This window comes from Microbispora sp. H10885, assembly GCF_014161415.1.
Taxonomy (GTDB): Bacteria; Actinomycetota; Actinomycetes; order Streptosporangiales; family Streptosporangiaceae; genus Microbispora; species Microbispora triticiradicis.
In genome coordinates, this window is the sequence record NZ_JABBWY010000004.1 from 550,754 (window position 1) to 568,233 (window position 17,480).

Annotated in this window: 17 protein-coding genes; 6 read left to right on the forward strand and 11 right to left on the reverse strand. The window is 72.3% G+C overall.

Annotated features, from left to right (window positions below; genetic code table 11):
* Window positions 1–58 precede the first annotated feature (58 nt).
* Window positions 59–1,018 carry a LysR family transcriptional regulator gene (locus tag HHX37_RS13715; protein ID WP_111699443.1) on the reverse strand — a complete coding sequence of 320 codons (960 nt, stop codon included), beginning with the start codon at window positions 1,016–1,018 and terminating at the stop codon, window positions 59–61.
* 161 nt (window positions 1,019–1,179) lie between these two features.
* Here HHX37_RS13715 and HHX37_RS13720 point away from each other — a divergent pair, with 161 nt between their 5' ends.
* Entirely contained in the window at window positions 1,180–2,397 is a 1,218-nt protein-coding gene (locus tag HHX37_RS13720) for a damage-control phosphatase ARMT1 family protein (protein ID WP_259406408.1), read from the forward strand.
* On the opposite strand, the gene HHX37_RS13725 is transcribed toward HHX37_RS13720, so the two are convergent.
* The 4 genes from HHX37_RS13725 to map all read right to left on the reverse strand — a co-directional run bounded on the left by HHX37_RS13725 (window position 2,382) and on the right by map (window position 5,705).
* Window positions 2,382–3,371 carry a hypothetical protein gene (locus HHX37_RS13725; protein WP_182885617.1) on the reverse strand — a complete coding sequence of 330 codons (990 nt, stop codon included), beginning with the start codon at window positions 3,369–3,371 and terminating at the stop codon, window positions 2,382–2,384. The genes HHX37_RS13720 and HHX37_RS13725 overlap by 16 nt on opposite strands.
* Entirely contained in the window at window positions 3,368–4,069 is a 702-nt protein-coding gene (locus tag HHX37_RS13730) for a VC0807 family protein (protein ID WP_220502835.1), read from the reverse strand. The genes HHX37_RS13725 and HHX37_RS13730 overlap by 4 nt, the downstream gene beginning before the upstream one ends.
* A gap of 132 nt (window positions 4,070–4,201) precedes the next feature.
* Window positions 4,202–4,840 carry a LysE family translocator gene (locus HHX37_RS13735; protein ID WP_182885618.1) on the reverse strand — a complete coding sequence of 213 codons (639 nt, stop codon included), beginning with the start codon at window positions 4,838–4,840 and terminating at the stop codon, window positions 4,202–4,204.
* 97 nt (window positions 4,841–4,937) lie between these two features.
* Window positions 4,938–5,705, reverse strand: a complete 768-nt coding sequence (gene map, locus HHX37_RS13740; RefSeq protein ID WP_182879870.1) for a type I methionyl aminopeptidase — start codon at window positions 5,703–5,705, stop codon at window positions 4,938–4,940.
* A 67-nt stretch (window positions 5,706–5,772) separates the two neighbouring features.
* Here map and HHX37_RS13745 point away from each other — a divergent pair, with 67 nt between their 5' ends.
* Window positions 5,773–6,051 (forward strand): helix-turn-helix domain-containing protein, encoded by a 279-nt coding sequence (locus HHX37_RS13745; protein WP_182885619.1) that lies wholly within the window; start codon window positions 5,773–5,775, stop codon window positions 6,049–6,051.
* A gap of 5 nt (window positions 6,052–6,056) precedes the next feature.
* Here HHX37_RS13745 and HHX37_RS36655 read toward each other — a convergent pair whose 3' ends face one another.
* Window positions 6,057–6,185 (reverse strand): hypothetical protein, encoded by a 129-nt coding sequence (locus HHX37_RS36655; RefSeq protein WP_259406409.1) that lies wholly within the window; start codon window positions 6,183–6,185, stop codon window positions 6,057–6,059.
* A gap of 35 nt (window positions 6,186–6,220) precedes the next feature.
* Here HHX37_RS36655 and HHX37_RS13750 point away from each other — a divergent pair, with 35 nt between their 5' ends.
* A complete protein-coding gene (locus HHX37_RS13750) occupies window positions 6,221–6,787 on the forward strand; it encodes a hypothetical protein (RefSeq protein WP_182879872.1) in 567 nt (188 codons plus the stop codon).
* Here the strand turns inward: HHX37_RS13750 and HHX37_RS13755 are convergent.
* Genes HHX37_RS13755 through HHX37_RS13765 form a run of 3 tightly spaced genes read right to left on the reverse strand, consistent with a single transcriptional unit; the run spans window position 6,691 to window position 9,160 of the window.
* A complete protein-coding gene (locus tag HHX37_RS13755) occupies window positions 6,691–7,677 on the reverse strand; it encodes a LysR family transcriptional regulator (RefSeq protein ID WP_182879873.1) in 987 nt (328 codons plus the stop codon). The genes HHX37_RS13750 and HHX37_RS13755 overlap by 97 nt on opposite strands.
* Window positions 7,674–8,447 carry a creatininase family protein gene (locus HHX37_RS13760; RefSeq protein WP_310740362.1) on the reverse strand — a complete coding sequence of 258 codons (774 nt, stop codon included), beginning with the start codon at window positions 8,445–8,447 and terminating at the stop codon, window positions 7,674–7,676. The genes HHX37_RS13755 and HHX37_RS13760 overlap by 4 nt, the downstream gene beginning before the upstream one ends.
* Window positions 8,444–9,160 carry a GTP cyclohydrolase gene (locus tag HHX37_RS13765; protein WP_182885620.1) on the reverse strand — a complete coding sequence of 239 codons (717 nt, stop codon included), beginning with the start codon at window positions 9,158–9,160 and terminating at the stop codon, window positions 8,444–8,446. Before HHX37_RS13765 ends, HHX37_RS13760 begins: the two co-directional genes overlap by 4 nt.
* A 246-nt stretch (window positions 9,161–9,406) precedes the next feature.
* Here HHX37_RS13765 and HHX37_RS13770 point away from each other — a divergent pair, with 246 nt between their 5' ends.
* From HHX37_RS13770 to HHX37_RS13780, 3 genes are all read left to right on the forward strand, one after another.
* A complete protein-coding gene (locus HHX37_RS13770) occupies window positions 9,407–12,091 on the forward strand; it encodes an alpha-L-rhamnosidase (protein ID WP_182885621.1) in 2,685 nt (894 codons plus the stop codon).
* Window positions 12,088–13,530, forward strand: coding sequence for an FAD-dependent monooxygenase (locus tag HHX37_RS13775; protein ID WP_182885622.1), 1,443 nt, complete (start codon window positions 12,088–12,090; stop codon window positions 13,528–13,530). The genes HHX37_RS13770 and HHX37_RS13775 overlap by 4 nt, the downstream gene beginning before the upstream one ends.
* Window positions 13,531–13,608: 78 nt before the next feature.
* Window positions 13,609–14,556 (forward strand): threonine ammonia-lyase, encoded by a 948-nt coding sequence (locus tag HHX37_RS13780; RefSeq protein WP_138460283.1) that lies wholly within the window; start codon window positions 13,609–13,611, stop codon window positions 14,554–14,556.
* 56 nt (window positions 14,557–14,612) lie between these two features.
* On the opposite strand, the gene HHX37_RS13785 is transcribed toward HHX37_RS13780, so the two are convergent.
* Together HHX37_RS13785 and HHX37_RS13790 are read right to left on the reverse strand one after the other, a co-directional pair.
* A complete protein-coding gene (locus HHX37_RS13785; protein ID WP_182879878.1) occupies window positions 14,613–15,365 on the reverse strand; it encodes a hypothetical protein in 753 nt (250 codons plus the stop codon).
* Window positions 15,366–15,394: 29 nt separating this feature from the next.
* Entirely contained in the window at window positions 15,395–17,224 is a 1,830-nt protein-coding gene (locus tag HHX37_RS13790) for a substrate-binding and VWA domain-containing protein (RefSeq protein WP_182885623.1), read from the reverse strand.
* Window positions 17,225–17,480: the final 256 nt, after the last annotated feature.

Below are 17,480 nucleotides of genomic sequence, written 5' to 3' on the forward strand. Positions count from 1 at the left end.
GCGGATCTATCAGTTCGCCCCTATCACGGCGTTATGGAAAGCTCCTCCGCGAAGGATGTCACGGCACGGCACCATAGTCAGGATTGGTGACGAGCCAGTCCGCGTAGCGTGAGCTGCGCCTGACGGCGTCAGCGTACGCGGCTCGTGCCTGGGCCGCCACCACCGGCGCGGCCCGCGCGCCGATCGATCCCGAGTGCCAGCCGAGCAGGTGCCGCCAGCCCAGCGGAGCCCCCGCCAGCGGCATCATCACGAGTCCGGACGTGAGCTGGAACGTGGCCTGGCACAGGGCGACGGCCTTGCCGACGCCGACCAGGTGCAGGCAGGTGCCCACGTCCGTTTCGTAGATGGACTCGGGCACGAACCCGGCACGCGCGCAGGCGGTGGCGAAGCAGTCGGAGAAGCACCCGTCCCCCGGGGCCACCACCCAGCGCTCGTCGGCGAGGCGGGACAGCTCCAGTTCCTTCTCCCCGGCGAGGGGGTGCTCCTCGCCCAGGAGCACGAAGACCGGGTCCATGCCCACCGTGGTCCAGCTCATCGCGTCGGCCGGAGGCGGAGGGCTGTCGCCGCACCTGCCGAGGAGCACGAAGTCGAGCCGGCCGGCCGCGGCCAGCCCGGTCAGCTCGTCGGCCGACCAGGAGGTGCGGGTGGTGATCGGGATCCCGGGCTGCGCCGCGGTCAGCCGTTCGACGAGCCCGCCGAGTATGGGGCCGTGCGTGGCGCCGAGCCGGTAGCCGGGCAGTTTGACCGAGGTGTTGGCGAACCGTACGGCGTCCTCCTGGAGGTCGCGTACGGCGGGCAGCAGCACCCGCGCGCGGGCCAGCACCATCTCACCGAGGGGAGTGGGGCGGGCGCCGTTGCGGTCACGTTCGAACAGCGGCCCTCCGAGTGAGCGTTCGATGCGTTTGAGCTGGGCGGTGAGGGATGGTTGGGCGAGGCCTAGCCGGGTGGCCGCCTTCGTGACGCTCCCGGCTTCGGCTACCGCGTGCACGATCCTGAGGTGGCGGATCTCCAGATCCATACCGGGAAACTACGGCGACAGTGGTATGGCCGCAATCCCACATTGTCATGAAATTTGACTTTAACGCGTGAGCAGAGGGGGCGATGCGGCTCGTGCGGCCCCCTGCGCTTTACTGACGGTGGAGTGTCACGAGCGGGGGAGGACGCCGGATGAGCCGTGCCTTGGACGATGCCCGAGACGATGCCCTGGACGAGACGCCGGAGGCCGCGCCGATCCTCGGCAACGTCCCGGGCTCGTACGCGCTGAGCGTGTTCCGGGAGCGGCATCCCGTCCTCATCAAGCAGGTCAGGGAGGCGTTGCCGTACACACCGGACCGGCGGCGCGCGCTCGACCGGCTCCTCGGCGAGGTCGAGCGCGACGTCATGGAGCCGCTGGAGCCGTCCGCGCACGACGGCGCCGCCTGGGCCGAGTGGGGCCGTGGCAAGATCGGCGGCCGCTGGGTCGACGCGCCGTTCCTGTGGGCCGAGAGCTACTTCTACCGGAAGCTGCTTGAGGCCACCGGATACTTCGGCGACGGCCCGTGGCGGGGGGTCGACCCGTTCGGCCCCCTGAAGCAGGCCGAGCTCGACGGGCCGGACGTGGACGGAGAGCTCGCCGCGCTCGACGAGACCGCCGCGCTGTCCCCGGACGAGCGGGCCGAGGCGCTCCTGCTCGGCTCACTCTGGGGCAACCGCGCGGACCTCTCCCACGGCGCCACAGGCGCCGGCGGCGGCGAGCGGGCCACCGGCCTGGTCGTGGACGACGGCCCCCTGCTCCGCGCGCTGCTCGGCGACCTGGCCCCGGCGAGGATCTGCCTGGTCGCCGACAACGCGGGGCGGGAGCTGCTGCCCGATCTCGTGCTGGCCGACCATCTCCTCGCCCACGGGCAGGCGAGCGAGGTCGCGCTGCACGTCAAGCCGGTCCCCTACTTCGTGTCCGACGCCACGCCGTCCGACGTGCTCGCGTGCCTGCGACGGCTCGCCGCGGCCCCCGGCCGGGCGGGAGAGGCCGGCGCCCGGCTCTGGGCGGCGACGGAGGACGGGCGGCTCACGCTGCGGGCGCATCCGTTCGCGTGCGCCCCGCTGCCGTACGCGGACATGCCGGACGACCTGCGCGGCGAGTTCGCGGCGGCCGACCTGACGATCATGAAGGGCGACCTGAACTACCGCAGGCTGACCGGTGACCGGATGTGGCCCCCGGCCACCCCGTTCGCCGCGGTCACCGGCTACTTCCCCGGTCCGGTCGTCGCGCTTCGCACGCTGAAGTCGGACGCGCTCGTCGGCGTGCCCGAGCACACCGTGGCCGAGCTGGACGCGACCGGCCGCGCCTGGCGTACCAGCGGCACCCACGCCATGATCCAGGGCCGCCGCGCTCACAAGGTGGGTCAGGAGGCGGCGTAGGCGGCGGCGAGCGCCCCGAAGACCTCCTTGGGCTCCCGGCGGCCGTCCTCCAGGACGCGGACCACCCCGTAGGAGGCCAGGTCGAGGTCCCGGCGCGGATCCGGGTGGTGCGGCAGGTTGTAGCCGGCGAAGGTGAACCAGAAGGCGGTGTCCACGCCCTCCTCCTCGAACACCGTGAGAAGTTCGCGCAGGTAGCGGACCTGCTCGCCCTCGTCGCGGAGGTAGTCGCCGTTCAGCCGGGGCGGCTGGGCCGTGTCGTCGACGATGGCCCACGCCATGCCGCCACGTGCGCCTGCCCCTGTGTAGGCGCACGTGCCGAACTCGGTGACGGCCACCGGCCTGCCGTGCCGGAACCGGGAGCGGAGATCCTCGCGGTAGGTGCCCGCGGTGCGCTCGTCGCGGTAGGCGTTCACCGCGACGACGTCGAACGGGCCCCAGTCGACGTCCTCCCAGTCTCCGGAGGCGTAGGTCACCCGGCCGCCGAACACCTTCCGGGCCGCCTCGGCGGTCTTCGCCAGGAACGGGTTGAGCAGCCCGGGGATCTCGGCGAAGCGCGCGAGCGTCTCCGGGTCCCCTCCGCCGAGCCGGGAGATGCGGTCGAAGAAGTCCTCCCCTGGCAGGAACCCGGCCGCGAAGAAGCTTAGCTCGCAACCGGTGACGAGCACCACCTCCGCGCCGTCACGCCGCAGGTCCTCGGCCCGTTCGGCGCACTCGGCGAAGAACGGCCCGAGCTCCCGCGTCGTCTGCTCGCACGGGAAGGGCGAGAACCACACCTCAAGCCCGGCGTCGGCGGCGTGCCGGGCGGCGACGCCGATCCGTTCCGGATCGCCCCCCGTGACGCGTACGGCGGTGCAGTTCAGCTCCCTTGCGACGACCCGCATCTCCTCCCGGACCGTCTCCGGGTCGAAGCGCTCCCGCGAGGTGTGCCCGCCCGGGAGGAAACCGGTGTCGTAGTTGATGCCTCTGCCTCTCATCGCCCACTCCTGGCCTCGATGCCGACCATCCCCATGATCGGCCCGGAACCGAACGCGCCCGCGAGCACAAGCCCCAGCGCGATGGCGGCGATCAGCAGCACGTTGGACAGCCAGATCATCGTGGCGACCGGCAGCGTGAACGCGCCGGCCAGCCGGACCACGCACTCGGCGAGCAGCACGCCGCCCCAGATCGCGCTGAACCTCCGCTCGGCCCGGCGGAACCGGGCCGAGCCCTCCGCGAGCCGCTCCCAGGCCGCCTCCTTCGCCGCGTTCCCCTTCGTGACGAACGGGCGCATGCCCGCGGTCATCACCGGCCGCCGCGTGAACGCCGAGAGCAGGATCGCCAGGCTGAGCACTCCGCTGAGACCGGAGTCCTTGGCGATCATCATCCGGGCGTCGCCGGTGAGGAAGCTCAGCGCGATCCCCGCCACGTTGACCACGAGCGTCAGCGCGGCCATGCCGTTCAGGGTCCGTTCGCGGACGATCCCGGCGATCACCCGGACGGCCGGGATCACCCCGCTCACGGCGAGCGCGGCGACCTCGCTCAGCCCGAACGCGCCGTGCAGGACGTAGTAGCAGGCGAGCGGCGCGGCGATGTCCAGCGCCAGCGGGACGAGCATCCGGCGGAGGTTGCTCTGCGGCTGAGCGGTGTCCGGCGACAAGGCCGCGGGGGCAGGGGAGGTCAGGGTCTGCGTCATCGGCGCGGCTCCTCCGGGGGTGGGCGCTGGTGTCTTCCCGCGCCTCAAGCCTCCCGGAACCCGGTTCCGCCGGACAGATTCGCCGATCCCGACTCCGGCAGTACAAATGTCCCGGGTCGTACGACCTGCTGGTCAGGCCTTCGCGGCGCCCTCGCGGGCCAGGGCGGCGACGACGCCGAGACCGAGGTAGACGACGCCGCTGCCCCGGTCGAGCCGCCGCCGGGCCCGCGCCGACGACCGCAGCCGCCCGGCCAGCACCGAGGCCAGCAGCGCGTACGTGCCGTCGCTGGCCATGCCGAGCGCCACCCAGACGGCCCCGAGCACCAGCACCTGCGGCGCCACCGGCCCGCGCGCGGGATCGACGAACTGCGGCAGGAACGCCAGGAAGAACATCGCGGTCTTCGGGTTGAGCACGTTGACCACGAACCCCTCGCCGAACAGGCGGCTGCGCGAGGCGACCCTGACCTCGGCGGCCTCCGTCTCCGACCGCCGCAGCAGCTTGCGTACGCCCAGGTAGACGAGGTAGGCGGCGCCGAGATACTTGACGACGGCGAACGCCGTGGCCGACGCGGCGAGCAGCGCGGTGATCCCCAGCGCGGCGGCGGCGATGTGCACCAGTGAGCCCGCGTGGACGCCGAGGACGGACACCAGCCCCGCCGTACGGCCCTGCGCGACGCTGCGGGTGACGATGTAGAGCACGGCGGGTCCAGGCACCACGAGCAGGGCGAGCGTGGCGGCGGCGAAGAGGGCGAGTGCGGGCAGCGTAGGCATGTCCGGATCGTACGGACGCCGCCCTCGTGCGGGCATCCCGATTTTTCGCGAGCGCCCGGTCAGAGCGCCCGGTCAGAGTGCCCGGCCAGGCGCCCCGTCAGAGCAGGGTGAGCACCCGGGGGCCGTCCTCGGTGATCGCGATCGTGTGCTCCATGTGGGCGGCCCGGCTGCCGTCGGTGGTGTGCAACGTCCAGCCGTCCGCCGCCGTGAGGTAGCCGTCCCGGCCGCCGGCGATGAACATCGGCTCGATGGCCAGCGCCAGGCCGTGCCGCAGCGGATAACCCCGCCCGGGGCGGCCGTGGTTGGGCACCGGCGGGTCCTCGTGCATCCGGCGGCCGATGCCGTGGCCGCCGAAGTCCCTCGGCATGCCGTACCCGGCGTCGCGGGCGACCGCGTCGATCGCCGCGGAGATGTCCCCGATGCGGTTGCCGACGGTCGCGGCGGCGATCCCCGCGTCGAGCGCCCGCCGTGTCGTGTCGATCAGCTCCACGTCACCGGTGCGGGGAGTGCCGACGACGAAGGTGACGGCGGCGTCGGCCGTCCAGCCGTCCAGTTCCGCCCCGCAGTCCACGCCCACGACGTCCCCGTCACGCAGCCGGTAGTCGCCCGGGACGCCGTGCACGATGGCGTCGTTGACGGACACGCAGATCACCGCGGGGAACGGGCTCGGCGCGAAGTGCGGCCGGTAGCCGAGGAAGGGCGAACGCGCCCCCGCCTCGCGCAGCACCTCCCGCGCCGTCTCGTCCAGTTCCCTGAGCCGCATCCCGACGGCCGCCGTCCGGCGCGCGGCGTCGAGCGCGCGGGCGACGACGCGCCCCGCCTCCCGCATCGCGTCCAGCGCGGCGTCGGTCTTGATCTCCACCATGACGCACCCCTCCAAGTGGCACCAATAACTATACCGGTATAAGTATCCCGGTATTAGTATCACAGTCATGGTGAGAGTGCCCCTGACCTCCGAGGAGCGGCAGCGGGGGGAGCGGTTCGGCGCCCTGCTCCGGCAGGCGCGTGGCGAACGCAGCATGATCGAGGTCGCCGCGGCGGCCGGGCTGTCGGCGGAGACGCTGCGCAAGATCGAGACCGGCCGCGCGCCGACCCCGGCCTTCTTCACGGTCGCCGCGCTCGCCGCCGCGCTGGGCCTGTCCCTGGACGAACTCGCCGCCGCCTGTGCGGAAGGCCCGAACGCCGCGGCGGAGTTTCGCCGGGCCGGCTGAATCTTTCACCGGCCCGCGGCCGCGTCGCCCGGCCGCCTGCGACCGTCTCGGGCGGCGTTCGCCCAGGTGGACCGGCCCGGCGGCGCGCTGGGCGGCCGGTGGGACGAGAGCGCCAGGCCGCGGTTCCTGTACATGCCGCGGAGAAGAAACGACGCTGGGAGCACCGCCGGTGATCGCCGGATGGTCCTGCGTCTTCCTCGTGGAGGTGTCGATGCGACTCGCCCCCGCCCGCCTGCGTCGTGCGGCCGTTCTCGCGGCCGTCGTGGCCACGGCGTCCGCCGCGGCCGGGCTCGCCGGTCCGGGTGCGGCCGTCGCCGCTCAGGGAACAATCTCCAGTTCCTCGTGGAGCCCGTCGCCGACCCCCACCGTCACCCCCACGCCGGGCGTCATCGTCTCGCCGTCGCACATCGCCGTGCCCGAGGGCGGCTCGGCCGTCATCCACGTACGGCTCAGCGGCCGGCCGTCGTACGGCTGGGTGACCGTCGACAGCGAGCGGCTGTCCGGTGACTCCGATCTGCTGATCGGCCCCCGGCTGCTCTTCCCCGCGGACACGTGGAGCACCTGGCAGACGCTCCTCGTCTTCGCGGAGGAGGACGCCGACTCGTCGAACGGCACCGCCACGTTCCTGTCCAAGATCAGTCAGCTGCCCGGCACCGGGACCGCCGTCTGGAGCGCCACGGAGCTGGACAACGACGGCCCCACGCCGTCCCCGGCGCCGTCGCCCGCGCCGAGCTGAGCCCGGAGCAGGGCGGCGACCAGGGCCGCCGTGGCGGGCGGGTCGGGCGGCTCGCCGTACGTGGCGGCGTGGACCCGGCGGGCCGGGCCCGGCAGCTCGGAGGTCAGCACGTCCGGATGACGATGGGCCGACAGCGCCAGCCGGGGGAGGACCGCCACGCCCAGCCCGGCGGCGACCATCGCCTGCACGGCCACGTAGTCGTCCGTCGTGAACGAGACGCGCGGCTCGAAGCCCGCCTCGCCGCACAGCGCGAGCAGATGGGCGCGGCACCGCTCGCAGCCCGCGATCCAGGGGGCGTCGGCGTACGCCGCCAGGTCCGCGCCCAGTTCGCTTCCCGTGGCGGCCCCTGAAGAGACAAGGCCGGGAGTGACGAGAAGGCTCGGATCGTCGAGCAGGTGGACCAGCCGGACGCCGTCGTCCTCGGGGCCGGTCCCGCCGTACCGGAAGACGACGGCCACGTCGACCTCGCCCGCCCGCAGCAGGCGCAGCGCCTCGGGCGGCTCGGCCTCCATCAGGCGGAGGTCCAGCCCGGGATGCTCCCTGGCGAGCCGCTGGGCGGCGGCGGGGACGAACGTGCCCAGGGCCGAGGGGAAGGCGGCCAGCCGTACGCGCCCGGCCCGCAGCCCGACGTGCGCGGACAGCTCGGCGGACGCCGCGTCGAGACGGCCGAGGATCTCGGCGCCGCGTTCGGCGAGCAGGCGGCCCGCCTCCGTCAGCCGGACGCCGCGCCCCACCCGCTGCACCAGCTTGGCGCCGGTCTCCGCCTCCAGCCGGGCGAGGTGGTGGCTCACCGACGACTGCGAGTAGTGCAGCTCGTGGGCCGCCGCCGTCACCGTGCCCGCCCGGGCCAGCGCGACGAGGACACGCAGTCGTACGACGTCGATCGTCATCTGTCGGCCATGTCTGTCGGTCTCCTCGAACGCCTTCCGACGGGGTTGCCGGAAAGGTACGCCAGCAGGCGCCCGCATGACGAGCTGAGACTGTCGAGGATCACCCTGCCCTTCTCGGCGGACGCCGCGGAGGGCCGGCCGATCACCCCTTGCGGCGCGTAGGGCTCGATCCCGCGTAGGTGCAGCCCGGACCGCCACTCCTCGGTCTCCCAGTCGGCGGCCTCGTAGCCGGGGCGCACGAGATGAGGCGCGACGTGCAGAAGGAGCGAGACCTCGAACTCCCCGGCGTGCATGTCGGTCCTCCCCACCTCCGCCTGCAGTGCGGCCGCACGGCCGGCGGCCTCCAGGTCCGGGCCGGTCGGGAAGAGCACGACACGAGGGGCGTCCGCGTTCAGTTCCTGGGCGAGATTCGAGAGAACGTGATTCCCGCCGTGCCCGTTCACGATGACGAGTCCCGTCCATCCGTCCCGGTCCAGCGATTTCCAGATGTCCGAGACCACGGAGTGCAGGGTCGTCGCCTGGAGACTGAGCGTCCCCGGGAAAGCGGAGTGTTCGTGCGAGCACGAGATGGTGACGGGAGGGAGAGGAAACAGGTCGTAGTCCAGGCAGATCCGGTCGGCGATCGCCTGGGCGATCACGGTGTCGGTCGACAGGGGCAGGTACGGCCCGTGCTGTTCGAAGCTGCCGACCGGCAGGACGGCGACGCGGCTCCTGTCACGGCGCGCGTCCGCGGACGTCACGGCCGGAAGCGGGTGACGCGCGATTGTCACGAGGTCTCCGCCGTGCCGCCGAACGTGCCCCTGAAACTGTACGAATATCCCCGTGCCATCTTCGCGCTGACCTCCCCCGCGGCCTCATGGGAGAGCGGCCGATCGATTTCGGTGTGCAGCGACACCTCGATTCCGGCCCGCGTCAGGGCCGAGCCCTTCTCCGGATTCCCGGACATCAGGCGGACTCGCCCGACGCCGAGGTGGAGCAGGACCCGGGCGGCCAGATCGTAGCGCCGGGCGTCCTCCTGGGCGCCCACCGCGAGGTTCCGCTGATAGGTGTCGCCGTCCTGCAGCAGGCTACGTACCTTGTCGAAAAGGCCGATGCCCCGGCCTTCCTGACGCAGGTAGAAGATCATTCCATGCCCGTGCGCGACGATGTCCCGCCTCGCGGCGTCCAGTTGCCCGCCGCAGTCGCACCGGTCGCCCGAGAAGACATCCCCGAAAAGGCATTCCGAATGAATCCGGAAAGGCAGGTCGCCGGGCGGGAGGGCGGGCAGCATTCCTTTCGGCGGTGGCGGGGCCTCCGTGTAGAGCAGCAGAAGGTGATCGGTTCCGGTGTGCCCCTGGTCCGGATCATAGTCGCGTACGCAGGCCGCATACCAGGTGCGGTCCGCGATACGGAGAGCAATTGCATTCGAAATTCGAACGGGCGGGGGGTCCGGGTGTTCGCGACTGTCCGCCGGCCGCTCCGTGTCCTGCAGATACCTGTTCATCCGCGGCATGTTAGGTGTGTCCTGCCAGGTCGTCAACGGCTCGCTTATCGGCCGGCGGCCGTTTCCCGCAGAAATATCCGCAGAATCTCCTGCTGAAATACCTGCAGAATCCAATTGGCGAGGCCTGCGTATTGGGAATGGGGGCGGCCTGTGCTAGCTTCCGTGCGGAACCCGATTTCCAGGCTCGTGGACGGTTCGTTTCAGCAAGTGCCTGCCCGTGACCGCTGTGCATTCTTTGGGAGCATCGTGCCGCTCCGGATCCATGACCTGAAGACCGACGCCCGCACCCTGCCGCTGGGCCTCGGCACCCCTGCCCCGGAGTTCTCCTGGCGGCTGAGCGCCGCTCGGGCGGATGTCCGGCAGACCGGCTACCTGATCCAGGTCGCCACCCGCGACGGATTCGACGACGGGGTGCTCTGGGACTCCGGCCGGATCGCCGATGACCGGCCGTTCGGCGCGGTCTACGCGGGGCCCGCGCTGGAGTCGGGCCGCCGCTACTTCTGGCGGGTGCGGGTGACCGACGACTCGGGCGCCGGCGGCGCGTGGAGTGAGCCGGCCTGGTTCGAGACGGCCATGCTGGATCCGTCCGGGTGGCGAGCCGGTTGGATCAGCGGCCCACCGGCTCCGCGTGGCGACGACGCCGTGCTTTACCTGCGAGGAAGGGCGGAACTGCCCGCGGAGGTGGTGCGAGGCCGGGCGTACGTGAGCGCGCTGGGCTGGTATCGCTTCTTCGTCAACGGCCAGGACGTCACGGGTGACGCCCTCGTGCCCCGGTGGACACCGCTCGACCACATCGTCGAATACCAGACGTACGACGTCACCGCGCACTTCCGGGCCGGCGCCAACATCGTGGCGATGGCCGTCGGGGACGGGCGTTACCGCGGTCATCTGGGTGTCGCGGAGCGCCGCGCGGTCTACGGCGACCAACTGGCCGGCTTCGCGCAGATCGAGCTGGAACTGGCGGACGGCAGCAGCGTGGTCGTCGTCACCGATCGGAGCTGGCACGCCGGACCGGGGCGCATCCTGGGTTCGGATCCGAAATCGGGTGAGCGCGTCGACCTGCGCGTCCCCGATGCCGACTGGCTGACGGGCGATCGGCCGCCGGCGCGGATGGGGCCGGCCCGGGTGCTCCCCACGGCGGCGCGCGGGCTGGTGGCCGAGGAGGTCGAACGGGTCCGGCTGATCGACCGGCTCCGTCCCCGGCGGATCTGGCGCTCTCCCTCGGGCCGGCAACTGGTGGACTTCGGCCAGAACCTCGCCGGTGTCGCCCGCGTCCGGCTGTCCGGGCCCTCCGGCGTCCGGGTGCGGCTGACGTACAGCGAACTGCTCGCTCCCGACGGCGAACTCGACACCGGCTACGTGGTGCTCTACGGCACCGTCAGCGAGCAGCGCGACGAGGTGACGCTCGGCGGCGGGCGGAGCTGGTACCAGCCGTGGTTCACCACCCGGGGCTTCCGCTACCTGGAGATCGACGGCCTGGACCACGACGTGGCGCCGGACGACGTCGAAGCCCTCGTGCTGTCCACGGCGGTGCCCCAGACCGGCGTCTTCCACGCCTCGGACGAACGCCTGAACCGGCTGCACCGCAACGTCCTGTGGAGCGTGCGCGCCAACTTCGCCGACACCGCCACCGACTGCCCCACGCGGGAGCGGTCCGGATACACCGGCGACGCCCAGGTGTTCGCCCCCACCGCCGCCACCCTGGTCGACGCGCACGCCTACCTGCGCCGTTACCTGCGCAACCTCGCCCTGGAGCAGTTCGAGGACGGGCGGATCCCGCCGATGATCCCCAGCGAGACGTCCGTCTTCAGCGGCGGCCCTCCCGCCTTCGCCCGGGTCGTCCGCGGGTCCGTCGGCTGGGGCGACGCGAGCGTCCTGCTCCCCTGGACCCTCTATCGCTACTACGGCGACGAGCGCGTCCTCGATCGCCAGTACGGCTCCATGCGCCGCTGGATCGGCCACCTGGAACGCACCGCCCGCACCCGGGCGGGCTGGGCGCGCTGGTTCGGCAGGCGGGTGGGGCGCCACGAGAGGTTCGTTCTCGATTCGGGTGTCCACCTGGGAGAGTGGTTCAGGCCGAAGCACAGGACGGCCACTCAGCTCCGCCGCCTCCTGTTCGACCGCCCGGTCGTGGCCACGGCCTACTTCGCCCACTCCACGCGGCTGATGGCGCGGATCGCCGAGGTGCTGGGCCACGACACCGACGCCGCGCACTACGCCGAGCTGTCACGGCGGGTGCGCACGGCCTGGCAGGCCGCCTTCGTCCGTCCCGACGGCCGCGTCGGCGCCGACGGGCAGGACGACTACGTCCGCGCCCTGGCGTTCGACCTGCTGGAGGAGGAGCGGCGCCCGGCCGCCTTCGCCCGTCTGGTGGAGCTCGTCCAGAGGGCCGGGGCGCATCCCGGCACCGGCCTCCTCAGCACGTCCATGCTGCTTCCCGTGCTCGCCGACGGCGGACGCCCCGACCTGGCCTACGCCCTGCTCCTGCAGGACACGCCCCCCTCGTGGCTGGCACAGGTCGAACGCGGCGCGACCACCGTGTGGGAGACCTGGGAGGGATACGACAGGCACGGCAGGGGCACCCTGTCCCACAATCACTACGCCCACGGCGCGGTGGCGGGTTTCCTCACCGAACATGTCGCAGGCCTGACACCCGACGAGCCCGGATACCGCGTCATCGGCGTCCGCCCGCTGGCCGGAGGCGGCCTCACCCACGCTTCCGCGACGGTGGAGACGCCGTACGGCGCCGCGTCCAGTTCCTGGCGGCGGGACGGCGGGACGGTCACGCTGGAGGTCACGATTCCCGCGGGCGCGACCGCCCGGGTGCGTCTGGGGGACGGCCGCCGCGAGCGGACCGGCTCCGGCACGCACTCCTTCACCTGGCAGGACGAGCAGGCGGCGGCGCCCGCCGTGACGGCGGGCCGCCGGTGAACCGGCCGTCCTCCGCTCCGGGCGCGAGTACCACGGACGTCGTCGTCGTGGGCGCCGGCCCGACGGGACTGACGCTCGCCATCGACCTGGTCCGCCGCGGTGTGGCCGTCCGGGTCCTGGACAAGAGGCCGGAGGGCTTCTCCGTCGGCACCCGCGGCAACGGACTGCAGCCACGCACCCTGGAGGTCTTCGACGATCTCGGCGTCGTCGGCCCGATCCTGGAGACCGCCGGGGCGCATCCGCCCCTCCTCGTGTACGTCGGCAGGGTGCCGGTGTTCAGGAAGCACGCGCACAAGCCCGTGGCCCCGTCTCCCGCCGTGCCGTACCCGTCGGTCGTCATCCAGCCGCAGTGGCGTACGGAGCGGATCCTGCGCGACCGGCTGACCGAGCTCGGCGGGAAGGTGGACTACGGGACCGAGGTGACGGCGCTCACCCAGAACGCCGGCGAGGTCACCGCCGTCACGGGCTCCGGCGAGACGATCCGGTCCCGTTATCTCGTGGGCGCGGACGGCGGACGCAGCGTCGTCAGGAAGACGCTGCGCATCGGCTTCGCCGGGGAGACGCGCGAGGACACCCGCCTCCTACTGGGCGACGTCGAGGTCGGCGGGCTGCGCCGCGACGCCTGGCAGGTCTGGGTCAACCCGATCAGGAAGCAGGTGAGGGCCAGCGTGTGGCCGGTGCCCCATTCGGCCTGCTTCCGGTTCAGCGCGCCGATCACCCGGGACGAGAGGCCGGATCTGACGCTCGCGGGGTTCCAGCGCCTGCTCAGAGAGCGGACCGGCCGCCGTGGTCTCACCGTCACCGGGCTCGCCGCCCCCTCGGTGTACCGGGTGGCCATCAGGCTCGCCGAGCGCTATCGCTCCGGTCGCGTGTTCATCGCCGGAGACGCCGCGCACGTGCACTCCCCGGCGGGCAGCCAGGGGCTGAACACCAGCGTGCAGGACGCCTACAACCTGGGCTGGAAGCTGGCCCGCGTACTGTCCGGAGCGCCCGAGTCGCTTCTCGGCACCTACGAGGCGGAACGGCGGCCGGTCGCGCGCCGGGCCCTCGGGCTGAGCACGGAACTGCTGGACGGCAGGAAGATCGAGCACGACGAGCGGACGAGCCAGCTGGACCTGTCCTACCGCGGTGGCCCGCTGGCGGCGGGCGCGCGGGGCGGTGACCGCGCTCCGGACGCGGCATGCGCGACCGCAGACGGCCGGCGGATCCGCCTCTTCGACGTGTTCCGCGGCCCTCAGCCCACCCTGCTGTGCCTGGGCGCCGGACCCGTACCCGGAGGAGTGCCCGCCTACCGGATCGGCCGGGACCTCCTCGACGACGGCGGGCACATCCGCGCCGCCTACGGCGAGACCGGGTACGTCCTGGTGCGGCCCGACGGGTACATCGGGATCGACACGTCGTCCGTCGCCGAGCTCACCGGCTACCTCGCCGGGATCTGAACCCATCGATCCCGTCGATGGAATCATCGCGGAACATGAGTTGGACCTGACATCGGGCCGTGGGCCACGCTGGTACGCATGACAGGCATTCGCGACATTTTGGACGCCAGGCGGCTCATCGCCCACCAACTCCCTGAGACGCCCATGTGGTCCTATCCGGTGCTCAACGCGGCGGTCGGCGTGGAGGTGTACGTCAAGCACGAGAACGTGCAGCCCACGGGAGCGTTCAAGGTGCGCGGCGGCATCACGCTGCTGGCCCGGATGGCCGACCGCGGTCGCGGGGTCGTCACGTACTCCACCGGCAACCACGCCCAGTCGATCGCGTACGCGTCCCGCCTGTACGGCGTGCCCTGCGCGGTGCTGATGCCGGACAACCCGAACCCGGCCAAAGTAGCGGCGGTCGAGGCGCTCGGGGCGACCGTCGAGGTCCGGGGCGCGACGATGGTGGAGACCGCCGGGCACGCCCGCGATCTCGCCGAGCGCACCGGGCGCAGGCTGATCGGCCCGGCCGACGAGCCGGACATCATCGCCGGGGTCGGCACGCTCTACGCCGAGATGTTCGCCGCCCGGCCGGACCTGGACGCGGTGTTCGTGCCCGTGGGCAGCGGCACCGGAGCCGCGGCGGCGTGCCTGGCCGCGGCCGCGCTCGCGCCCGGCTGCCGGGTGATCGCCGTCCAGTCGGCGCAGGCCCCCGCCGCGCACGACTCGTGGCGGCTGAACGCCCTGGTGAACCGGCCGGTCAAGACCGTCGTGGAGGGCCTTGCCACGGGCTCGGCGTTCGCGACGCCCCAGGCCGTGATGCGGGACCGGCTGGACGATTTCGTCCTGGTCGGCGACGACGAGATCCTGCGGGCCCAGCGGATGCTGCTCGGCGAGGCCCACACGCTCGCCGAGGGAGCGGGAGCGGCCGCCCTGGCCGGGCTGCTGGCCCGGCGCGAGGAGTTCGCCGGGCGGCGGGTGGCCGTCGTCTGCACGGGCGGCAACGCGGGCCCGAAGGAACTCGCCCGCCTCCTCGCCGCCCTCTGAGCCGCCCTTCGCGCCGCCCTCTGAGCCGCCCTTCGCACCGCCCTTTTGAGCCTTCGTCAGGGGCCGAGGTCGCGGCGGGTCGCCTCCTCGACCTCGTGCAGGCTCTGCCGGGTGAGTTCGAGCTCCGTCGTCAGGTCGTGCAGCGCCTGGCCGCCGCCGTCCGCGCCGCCGGAGGTCGCGGTCATGGCGGAGATCTCGACGGCCCGCGCGACCAGGCCCTCCAGGCTGATGGCGCCGGACTCCAGCCGGGCCAGCACCCGCTCCCGCGCGCCCGACAGCCGGCCGTACACCTCACGCTGCGCGTCCAGCGCGGCGATCGACCGGTCGAGCTCGCCCGCGACCTCCTGACGTGCCGTACGGCGGGCCTGCGTGAGCCGGGCGCGTTCCTGGTCGAGGAAACGGGGGTCGAAACGGGCGAGGGCGGACCCGGTGACGGAGGCGTGCCCGGCCAGCCGCCGCAACGTGCCGACCGTGTCGTCCACCTGCGGGCGCATGTCCGCGATCCGGTCGAGCAGGATCTGCCCGCGCATCGAGCCGGCCAGGTCGGCGAACGACCCGGCGGCGCGCTCGGCCCGCCGCAGCCAGGCCTCCTCCACGCTGCCGCGTGCGACCGGCGGCTCCTGCGGTTCGGGGCGGCTCTCGTCTCCCGTGGACTGCCACGCGGAGGCGAAGGCCTTGGTGAGCCACACCGCCACGCCGGCGACGGCCGCCCCCGCCGGATGGACGTCGACCGCCCAGGCCGCGCCGGCGGCCGTGGCGCCCAGGAGCAGCGCCCAGGGGTCGCGCAGTTCCTCGGTGAAGCGGGACAAGGGGGCTCCCGGTCAGAAGTCGGAGATCGTCAGAAGTTGGAGATGACGGCGGTGAACACCTGGTCGATGCTCACGGGCTTGCGGGAATCGTAGGCCGCCGCGTCGGTGCTCTGCGAGATGCGCCGCAGCACGTCGAGGTCGGCGTCGCCGCCGTACGCGATGGTGAACATGCGCACCGTGTCCTGGCCGGTCTCCTGACGCAGCTGCGGCAGCAGGTCGTCGAGGGAGATGGAGTTGTTGTCCTCGTTCTTGCCGTCGGTCAGGAACACGACCGCGTTGATGGCGTCGCCGCTCTGGTGCCGCAGCACCTCCTGGTACGACGCGAGGGCGGTGTCGTACAGGCCCGTGCCGCCGCTGGGGATCAGACCCTGGATGCGGCTCTTGAGGCGCGACTGGTTGTTCCTGCCCATGGGGACGAGCTCGCGGTAGTCCTTCTCGCCGTCCTGCTTGAGGGAGAACATCCACAGGCCGACGCGGTCGTTCGGGCCGAACTGGGGCAGCGCGTTGACCGCGGCCTGCTTCGCGAGGTCGAGCTTGGTCTTGCCGGTGCCGGAGACGTCGGCGCCCATCGAGCCGGAGACGTCCATCACCATCAGCACGTTGGCGGGCTTGCGCAGCTCCGCCCAGCTTCGCAGCATCCGGTCGAGCACCTGCGGGGTCGGGGTGCTCAGCGTGGTCGCCGGCTGCTTGGGGTCGAGGCCGTCGGCGGCCGTGATGTGGCCGGTCGGCTTGCCGTCGAACGACCGGAACGCGTACTTCGCGAACTCCTTCTGCTGGTCGGACGCCTTCAGGTACTTCAGGAAGTCGGCCGCCGCGGCCTTCTTCGCCGCGTCCGCCCAGGACAGCACGGCGTACGGATGGTCGGAGAAGAGCGTGCCCTCCTTGGGATAGATCGCCACCAGCGGGACCTTCGGCTTCGCGTGGTCGCCGAGCGTCTTCGGGTCGCCGGTCGGGTTGCCCTGGTTGTAGTCCCACACCGACTTCTCCTCCACGGTCACCGCGGAGATGTAGGACATGGCCGTTCCCGCGTCGTCGGCGCGCTGGAGGTTCGTCAGGAAGGTCAGCGTGGTGTCGCCGTAGTGCACGATGGACCGCTCGACGCCCTTGACGAAGTCGCGGGCCTTCGCCCCGGTGACGTCCCGCTCCGTGAGGTCGCCCGACAGCCCGGTGGCGGCGAAGTAGGCCCCGACGGTCGCGTTGAGGCCCGAGGTGGAGAAGTTCGGGTTCGTCTTGCCGAGGCGGAACCGGCCCCACTCGGGATGGTCGTACTTCGCCCAGCCCTTCGGGTCGTCGGCGAGATCGAGGACGTCCGACCAGCCGATCTTCTTCGACGGCCAGCCGAGCGCCTGCGCCATCGGCTTGGGCATCGCGATGACCAGCGGCGACTTGGCGATCGTGGGGTTGTCGGCGGAGGCCGGCGACTGCCGGTCGCCGCCCTCGACGCGGTGCCGCAGGAGGGCGACCCACCCGGCGGACGCGGGCGCCCACACGTCCGGCTTCGGCCCGTCCTGCCGCGCGTTCCAGCCGCGCGCCAGCGCCTGCATCGCGTCACCGGACGCCTTGGAGCTCACCACGACATCCACGCACCGGCCGTCCACCTCGTGGCCGCTGTAGCTTCTGGCCATCGTGCGGAGCAGTTCGGCCTTGTCGCTGGAGGCGGAGACGGTCAGGGTGATCCCGTCGTCCCCGCAGGCGCGTCCGGCCGAGTCGCCGCCCGCGTCGCCGCGGAAGGCTTTCCCGACGTCGGGCATCCCGCCGAACACCGTCTTCAGGCCGACGATGAGCGCTCCCGCCACGATGACCGCGACGATGAACGGGGCCACGCTGCGGCGGCGCTTCTGCTGCGGTGGGGGATACACGGATCTCCTTCATGTCAACGGGATACCGGTACTAATCCCGACGAACGGCGGATCACCTTAGTTGCCGATCATCTCGCCCCGCTAACACCACGGTCATGTTCCCGTACGCGGCCGGGCGCGGCTTCGCGTCTCGAACCTGCAACTTTCAGGTGCGCGCTCCGGCCGATGAGGCCCCCTGTCAGGCAGTTCGCGGGATGCGGCCGCGCTGTCGAAGCGCTTCGTTGACCCGTCCCGTCCTCGTGGTTACGTTCACGCC

Excerpts from the sequence above, each read along its gene's own strand:
- HHX37_RS13715 (WP_111699443.1), bottom strand. The coding sequence starts at position 1,018 with ATGGATCTGGAGATCCGCCACCTCAGGATCGTGCACGCGGTAGCCGAA.
- HHX37_RS13725 (WP_182885617.1), bottom strand. The coding sequence starts at position 3,371 with ATGAGAGGCAGAGGCATCAACTACGACACCGGTTTCCTCCCGGGCGGG.
- HHX37_RS13730 (WP_220502835.1), bottom strand. The coding sequence starts at position 4,069 with ATGACGCAGACCCTGACCTCCCCTGCCCCCGCGGCCTTGTCGCCGGAC.
- HHX37_RS13735 (WP_182885618.1), bottom strand. The coding sequence starts at position 4,840 with ATGCCTACGCTGCCCGCACTCGCCCTCTTCGCCGCCGCCACGCTCGCC.
- map (WP_182879870.1), bottom strand. The coding sequence starts at position 5,705 with ATGGTGGAGATCAAGACCGACGCCGCGCTGGACGCGATGCGGGAGGCG.
- HHX37_RS13745 (WP_182885619.1), top strand. The coding sequence starts at position 5,773 with ATGGTGAGAGTGCCCCTGACCTCCGAGGAGCGGCAGCGGGGGGAGCGG.
- HHX37_RS36655 (WP_259406409.1), bottom strand. The coding sequence starts at position 6,185 with ATGTACAGGAACCGCGGCCTGGCGCTCTCGTCCCACCGGCCGCCCAGC.
- HHX37_RS13755 (WP_182879873.1), bottom strand. The coding sequence starts at position 7,677 with ATGACGATCGACGTCGTACGACTGCGTGTCCTCGTCGCGCTGGCCCGG.
- HHX37_RS13765 (WP_182885620.1), bottom strand. The coding sequence starts at position 9,160 with ATGAACAGGTATCTGCAGGACACGGAGCGGCCGGCGGACAGTCGCGAA.
- HHX37_RS13780 (WP_138460283.1), top strand. The coding sequence starts at position 13,609 with ATGACAGGCATTCGCGACATTTTGGACGCCAGGCGGCTCATCGCCCAC.